This window comes from Xenorhabdus khoisanae, from assembly GCF_001037465.1.
In the GTDB taxonomy this organism is placed as follows: Bacteria; Pseudomonadota; Gammaproteobacteria; order Enterobacterales; family Enterobacteriaceae; genus Xenorhabdus; species Xenorhabdus khoisanae.
In genome coordinates this window covers 1-5,457 of sequence record NZ_LFCV01000118.1, presented here as the reverse complement: position 1 = coordinate 5,457, position 5,457 = coordinate 1, and the positions used below count along the sequence as shown (strand labels likewise).

The following is a 5,457-nucleotide window of genomic DNA, read 5'->3' as shown; positions in this document are numbered from 1 at the left end:
CCGGTGGCCTATGCCCGGCAGGCGATCGGGTTAGGGCTGGCGACCGAAGAGCACGGCTCCCGGCTGTTCGGTAACGGGGCGGTCACCAGCGGGGTACTGCAAACCAGTGAGTCCCTGACCGACGAGGCCTTTAACCGGTTGAAAACCGATTTTGAAGCGCAACACCAAGGGCTGGCGAATGCGCACAAGCCGCTGATTCTGGAAATGGGGCTGAAATGGCAGCAAATCAGCCTGTCGGCCGAAGATGCGCAGTTTCTGGAAACCCGCAAGTTTCAGTTAGAAGAAATCTGCCGCATCTTCCGGGTGCCACTGCATATGGTGCAGAACACCGACCGCGCCACCTTTAACAACATTGAGAATTTAGGGATTGGGTTTATTAACTATTCCCTCGTCCCGTACCTCACCCGCATTGAGCAGCGGATTAATGCCGGGTTAGTCAGAAGCCACAAACAAGGGCGGTTTTACGCCAAATTCAACACCGGGGCATTGCTGCGCGGGGACATGAAATCCCGTTTCGAGGCCTACGCCACCGGAATTAACTGGGGGATCTACTCCCCGAATGAATGCCGGGAACTGGAAGAACTCAACCCGCGAGAGGGCGGGGATATTTACCTGACGCCCATGAACATGACAACCCAACCTGAACAATCCCCGAAAAAGGAGGAAGAGACGCATGCCGATGATGACCAGACAACGGCTTGATGTGCCCCTGAAAATCAAATCGGTCAGCGACTCCGGTGAGTTCGAGGGCTACGGTTCGGTGTTCGGGGTCAAGGACAGCTACGACGATATTGTCCTGCCCGGCGCTTTTGCCAATACCCTGAAACAATGGAGTGAGAAAGGCAGCCTGCCCGCGCTGCTCTGGCAGCACCGGATGGACGAACCCATCGGTATTTATACCGAGATGAAAGAAGACGAGACCGGGCTGTATCTCAGGGGGCGGCTGCTGATTGATGACGATCCGCTGGCGAAACGGGCGCACGCCCATATGAAAGCCGGTTCCCTGTCGGGATTGTCCATCGGTTATATCCTGAAAGACTGGGAATATGACCGGACAAAAGAGGCGTTTTTACTCAAAGATCTCGATTTATGGGAAGTGAGTCTGGTGACCTTTCCCGCTAACGATGAAGCGCGGGTCAGCGAGGTGAAGTCGGCCTTTGCCCGCGGTGAAATACCTTCTCCAAAAAGTATTGAGCGAGTCCTGCGCGATGTTGGGCTGTCGCGAACCCAAGCCAAGGCCCTGATGGCTGACGGCTACCGTGCACTTTCTCTGCGTGATGCTGAGCAGGCCGCACTGGCCACCTTGAAATCCATTAAATTTAACTAAATAAGAGGCTGTTATGGCAATTGATCATAAAGATGTCAGTGAAGTTGCGCAGGAACTGAAAGGCGCTTTCGAGGCATTCCAACAGAAAAACGATAAGCGCATTGAGGCGATTGAGGCGGAAAAAGGCAAACTGTCTGAGCAGGTGGACACCCTGAACGGCAAGCTCGGTGAGCTGGATACCCTGAAAACCGCACTGGAAGACGAACTGGCGGGGCTGAAACGTCCGGCAGGCAGTGGCAATAACAAGGCGGTGGATGAACACAAAACCGCGTTTGCCCAGTTTATCCGCAAGGGCAAGGTAGACGGGTTGTCTGAGCTGGAACAAAAAGCCATGCAGACCACGACCGATCCCGACGGCGGCTATGCCGTGCCGGAAGAGTTGGATCGCAACATCATTAGCAGCCTGAAAGATGCGGTGGTGATGCGTCAGGAATGCAGTGTGATAACACTGGGGACACCGGACTATAAGAAGCTGGTCAATCGGGGCGGAACAACCAGTGGCTGGGTGGGGGAAACCGATAAGCGCGAGGAAACCGCAACCTCACAGCTTGGCGTGATTGAGCCGGTCTGGGGGGAGATTTACGGCAACCCGGCGGCAACCCAGCGGATGCTGGATGATGCCTTCTTTGATGTGGAAGCGTTTATCACCGCAGAGTTGGCACAGGAGTTCGCGGAGAAGGAAGAGGCCGCGTTTACCCACGGTGACGGCAGCAAGAAACCCAAGGGGTTACTGGCTTTTGGCTCGGATGACAAGGTGGACAAAGACCGCGAATGGGGCACCCTGCAACACCTGCTGCTGAAAAAACCGGTCGAGATCACGGCGGACGAAATCATGCAGCTGATCTACACCCTGCGCAAGCCGTACCGCACCGGGGCGAAATTCATGATGAACAACAACCTGTTGTTTAAGGTCCGCACCCTGAAAGACAGTCAGGGCAACTACCTGTGGCAACCGGGCTTGCAGTTGGGTCAGCCTTCCGCTTTGCTGGGGTATGGCATTGCGGAGAATGAGCAGTTTGCGGATCTGGCGCCGGATGCGGTGCCGGTGGCCTTTGGCAACTTCAAACGCTGCTACAGCATACTGGACCGTATCGGTGTTCGCATGTTGCGTGACCCGTACACCAAAAAACCGTTTGTGCAGTTCTACACCACCAAACGTGTTGGGTCGATGCTGGTCGACAGTCACGCCGTGAAGCTGCTGAAAGGCGCTGCGGGCAGTAAGTAATCTTCGGGCGGCCTGTGTGCCGCCTTATTAGCGGAGGGAATATGCCATTACCGACGATTGAAGAGCTGCGCTTGCAGTGTAAGGTGGATGAAACGCAGGACGATGAACTGTTACTGGCTTACCTCATGAGCGCCAGAGAAAAAGCTGAGAATTACCTCAACCGTAAACTCTATGAAGAACACGTCCCGGCAGATGACCCTGACGGCATGCTGATTACCCCGCTGGTTAAACTGGCCTTAATGTTGGCGGTCGGGTTTTGGTATGAGCACCGCGAACCCCATGTATTAGCCAGCGGGTTTAAGGAACTGCTTAACGATTATCGGATCAGACCCATGAGGGGGACATAATGCAGGCAGGCAGATTACGTCACCGCATCACGCTACAGAGCTTTACCCAGATCAAATTGCCATCGGGCCAGCCTATGCAGGAATGGCAGGATGTGTCCACGGTCTGGGCGGAGGTCAAATACATTAGCGGGCGTGAATTACTGGCGTCCGGCGCTGAACTCTCAGAAACCACGGTCCGTGTCTGGCTGCGTTACCGTCCGGATGTGACCAGCGCTGCCCGGCTGGTATTTCGCGGGCAGGTTTACGACATTCAGGCAGTGATCCCTGACCCGAAACTGACCCAGCTTGAACTGTTATGCAAACAGGGGGTGAAACCATGAGTATTCATACGGAGCTGGACTTTTCCGGCTTGCAGGCAATAGCGAAAGATCTCGAACTGCTCAGTAAGGCTGAAAACAATCAGGTCCTGCGGAAAGCTACTTATGCGGCGGCGTCGGTACTGCGTGACGAGGCGCGCGTCAAGGCCCCCAAGCGAACGGGTAAACTGGCGCGCAATATTGTGGCGTCCAACCGGCGAGTGCAGAACGGTGAAGCGTCCGCCGGAGTGTATGTGCGTGGGTCTAACGCCAAGGGCACGAACAGTGATACGACTATGAAAGCCAGTGACCCGCGCAATGCCTACTACTGGCGCTTTCTGGAGAATGGGACCTCAAAAATGGCGCCACAGCCGTTTATCCGTCCGGCGTTTGATGCCAAATCCGAGGCGGCTACCGACGCTGCCATTGAGCGGGCCAATCAGGCGATTGACGAGGTGCTGTCGAAATGACTGAAACCGAAATTTCCCTGCTACTGGCCCCGGTACTGCCGGATAAGGTTTTCCCTTATGTAGTCCCCCGGTCCCCAAAAAATCTGCCACCCGGGGCGCCGTGGTGTGTTTTTTCGTTCTACAGCCTTGATCAGGATGTGCTGAACGGGCAGGCGGGCCAGCTCAATAACTTGCAAATTGATGTTTATGCCGGGTCCATTGATGAGGCCCGGGCGATACGGAATAAGGCCCGGTCGGCGATTGCCGGACTGAACCCCACGGAACTCAGCGAAACCCAAGGGTACGAGCCAGATACAACTCTGTACCGCGCCACACTGGAATGCCAGATCTGGCAGTAAACCCACAAACTCACCCCATTGACTCAGCCGCCTGCGGGCGGTTTTTTATTTCCGGAGAATTATCCATGTCGAGTAAGTACGAAAAGGCCCAGGGCACGAAAGTGAGCATTTCGGCCAATGCAGCCAAAGAGGCCAATCCCCAAAATGCGGTCTGGCAACACATCGACTGCACCACCAAAGAGATCAGTTATACCGGCGGGCAAAAATCCGACATTGAAGTAACCACCCTGTGCTCCACCGAGCAGGAGATGACCAATGGCCTTGCGGCCCCGGGCGAAATTACCCTGTCCGGCAACTGGTCCGCCGATGAACCCGGGCAGGATACCCTGCGCACGGCCTACGACACCGACGAGCTGCATGCGTTTAAGGTGGAGTTTCCCACCGGTAACGGGTATGCGTTTCTGGCCGAGGTGCGCCAGAACTCATGGAGTGTATCGGCCAGCGGGCTGGTGACCGCCAGTTTTACCCTGCGGTTGAAAGGCAAGCCACTACCCCTGAAACCCACCTCGTTAACCAAAAACACGGCACAAGGAGAATAAATCATGGCGAAGAAAAAACCCGACCTGCGCGCATTGGCACTGGCCCCGAATGCGGGCTTTCGCAGTAAAACCGTCACCGTACCGGAATGGGGCGATGTCACCGTCACCTTACGCGAACCCTCAGCGGGGGCATGGGGACACTGGCAGGCAATGACGTTACCGAAAGAGGGTGAGGAAGACACCTTGTCCATCGCAGAGAAAACCCACCGCAATATCCGGGGGGATGTCGTGTTGTTTATTGACGTACTCAGGGATGAGAGCGGCGATCCGGTCTTTACCGAAGACGATATCGACACTGTGGCAGACATTTATGGCCCGGTTCACAGCCGTTTGCTGCATCAAGCACTGGAACTGATGGCTTCACAGGCGGACGCAGAAAAAAAGTAAACGAACCGGTCACCTTCTTCATGATGACACTGGCGCTGCGGCTCGGCAAAACCCTGTCTGAGCTGCAACGGGACCTGAGCGCCAGTGAATTACTGTGCTGGCTGGCGTATGACCGGGTGAGTCCGGTGGGGGATGAGCGGGGGGATATTCAGGCCGCCCAAATCGCGGCGGCCGTGTACCAGTCACAAGGCGGCAAAGTCGCCCTGCGTGATGTCCTGCTGCAATGGCGTGAACCCGGCGCAGACAGTGACCGTGCGCCGGGGCTGGAAGCCTTTTTATCTAACCTGTCCTGAGATCTTTTCCATGGCAAAATTACGTGAACTGATTATTAAAATCTCGGCCAACTCGTCTTCATTTCAGGCGGAGATTGCCCGTGCCTCCCGGATGGGGGCGGATTATTACCGGGTGATGGAAAAGGGCGGGCGCGGGGCAGCGGCGGCCACCCGTGACAGCCAGCAGGCGCTGCGGGAACTCAATAACCAACTGCTGTCAGCCAAGAATGCCGCCGCCGGCATGGCAGGTGCTTTT

The 5,457-nt window shown here is 55.9% G+C and carries 11 protein-coding genes; all 11 read left to right on the top strand.

The window, feature by feature from the left end; all coding sequences use genetic code 11:
• A partial coding sequence (locus tag AB204_RS15905; RefSeq protein ID WP_047964357.1) for a phage portal protein occupies window positions 1–702 on the top strand: 702 nt, incomplete at its 5' end.
• Window positions 680–1,327, top strand: coding sequence for an HK97 family phage prohead protease (locus tag AB204_RS15900; RefSeq protein ID WP_047964356.1), 648 nt, complete (start codon window positions 680–682; stop codon window positions 1,325–1,327). The genes AB204_RS15905 and AB204_RS15900, both read left to right, overlap by 23 nt.
• Window positions 1,328–1,340: 13 nt before the next feature.
• Window positions 1,341–2,552 carry a phage major capsid protein gene (locus tag AB204_RS15895; protein WP_047964354.1) on the top strand — a complete coding sequence of 404 codons (1,212 nt, stop codon included), beginning with the start codon at window positions 1,341–1,343 and terminating at the stop codon, window positions 2,550–2,552.
• Between the two features lie 41 nt (window positions 2,553–2,593).
• Entirely contained in the window at window positions 2,594–2,899 is a 306-nt protein-coding gene (locus AB204_RS15890) for a head-tail connector protein (RefSeq protein ID WP_047964353.1), read from the top strand.
• The gene (locus AB204_RS15885) at window positions 2,899–3,219 is read left to right on the top strand and encodes a phage head closure protein (RefSeq protein ID WP_047964352.1); all 321 of its coding nucleotides are present in this window, start codon (window positions 2,899–2,901) and stop codon (window positions 3,217–3,219) included. Before AB204_RS15890 ends, AB204_RS15885 begins: the two co-directional genes overlap by 1 nt.
• The gene (locus tag AB204_RS15880; RefSeq protein WP_047964351.1) at window positions 3,216–3,665 is read left to right on the top strand and encodes an HK97-gp10 family putative phage morphogenesis protein; all 450 of its coding nucleotides are present in this window, start codon (window positions 3,216–3,218) and stop codon (window positions 3,663–3,665) included. Before AB204_RS15885 ends, AB204_RS15880 begins: the two co-directional genes overlap by 4 nt.
• The gene (gp17, locus tag AB204_RS15875) at window positions 3,662–4,003 is read left to right on the top strand and encodes a tail completion protein gp17 (RefSeq protein ID WP_047964350.1); all 342 of its coding nucleotides are present in this window, start codon (window positions 3,662–3,664) and stop codon (window positions 4,001–4,003) included. Before AB204_RS15880 ends, gp17 begins: the two co-directional genes overlap by 4 nt.
• A gap of 65 nt (window positions 4,004–4,068) precedes the next feature.
• Window positions 4,069–4,542, top strand: a complete 474-nt coding sequence (locus tag AB204_RS22465; protein ID WP_047964349.1) for a phage tail tube protein — start codon at window positions 4,069–4,071, stop codon at window positions 4,540–4,542.
• Window positions 4,543–4,545: 3 nt separating this feature from the next.
• Window positions 4,546–4,929, top strand: coding sequence for a phage tail assembly chaperone (locus tag AB204_RS22460; RefSeq protein ID WP_047964348.1), 384 nt, complete (start codon window positions 4,546–4,548; stop codon window positions 4,927–4,929).
• 20 nt (window positions 4,930–4,949) lie between these two features.
• On the top strand, window positions 4,950–5,222 hold the full coding sequence (locus AB204_RS15860; RefSeq protein WP_072061461.1) for a phage tail assembly protein T: 273 nt from the start codon (window positions 4,950–4,952) through the stop codon (window positions 5,220–5,222).
• 10 nt (window positions 5,223–5,232) lie between these two features.
• Window positions 5,233–5,457, top strand: a 225-nt coding sequence (locus tag AB204_RS15855; protein WP_047964347.1) for a hypothetical protein, incomplete at its 3' end; no start/stop codon positions are given.

Excerpts from the sequence above, each read along its gene's own strand:
- AB204_RS22460 (WP_047964348.1), top strand. The coding sequence starts at position 4,546 with ATGGCGAAGAAAAAACCCGACCTGCGCGCATTGGCACTGGCCCCGAAT.
- AB204_RS22465 (WP_047964349.1), top strand. The coding sequence starts at position 4,069 with ATGTCGAGTAAGTACGAAAAGGCCCAGGGCACGAAAGTGAGCATTTCG.
- AB204_RS15900 (WP_047964356.1), top strand. The coding sequence starts at position 680 with ATGATGACCAGACAACGGCTTGATGTGCCCCTGAAAATCAAATCGGTC.
- AB204_RS15885 (WP_047964352.1), top strand. The coding sequence starts at position 2,899 with ATGCAGGCAGGCAGATTACGTCACCGCATCACGCTACAGAGCTTTACC.
- AB204_RS15890 (WP_047964353.1), top strand. The coding sequence starts at position 2,594 with ATGCCATTACCGACGATTGAAGAGCTGCGCTTGCAGTGTAAGGTGGAT.
- AB204_RS15895 (WP_047964354.1), top strand. The coding sequence starts at position 1,341 with ATGGCAATTGATCATAAAGATGTCAGTGAAGTTGCGCAGGAACTGAAA.
- AB204_RS15860 (WP_072061461.1), top strand. The coding sequence starts at position 4,950 with ATGATGACACTGGCGCTGCGGCTCGGCAAAACCCTGTCTGAGCTGCAA.
- gp17 (WP_047964350.1), top strand. The coding sequence starts at position 3,662 with ATGACTGAAACCGAAATTTCCCTGCTACTGGCCCCGGTACTGCCGGAT.
- AB204_RS15880 (WP_047964351.1), top strand. The coding sequence starts at position 3,216 with ATGAGTATTCATACGGAGCTGGACTTTTCCGGCTTGCAGGCAATAGCG.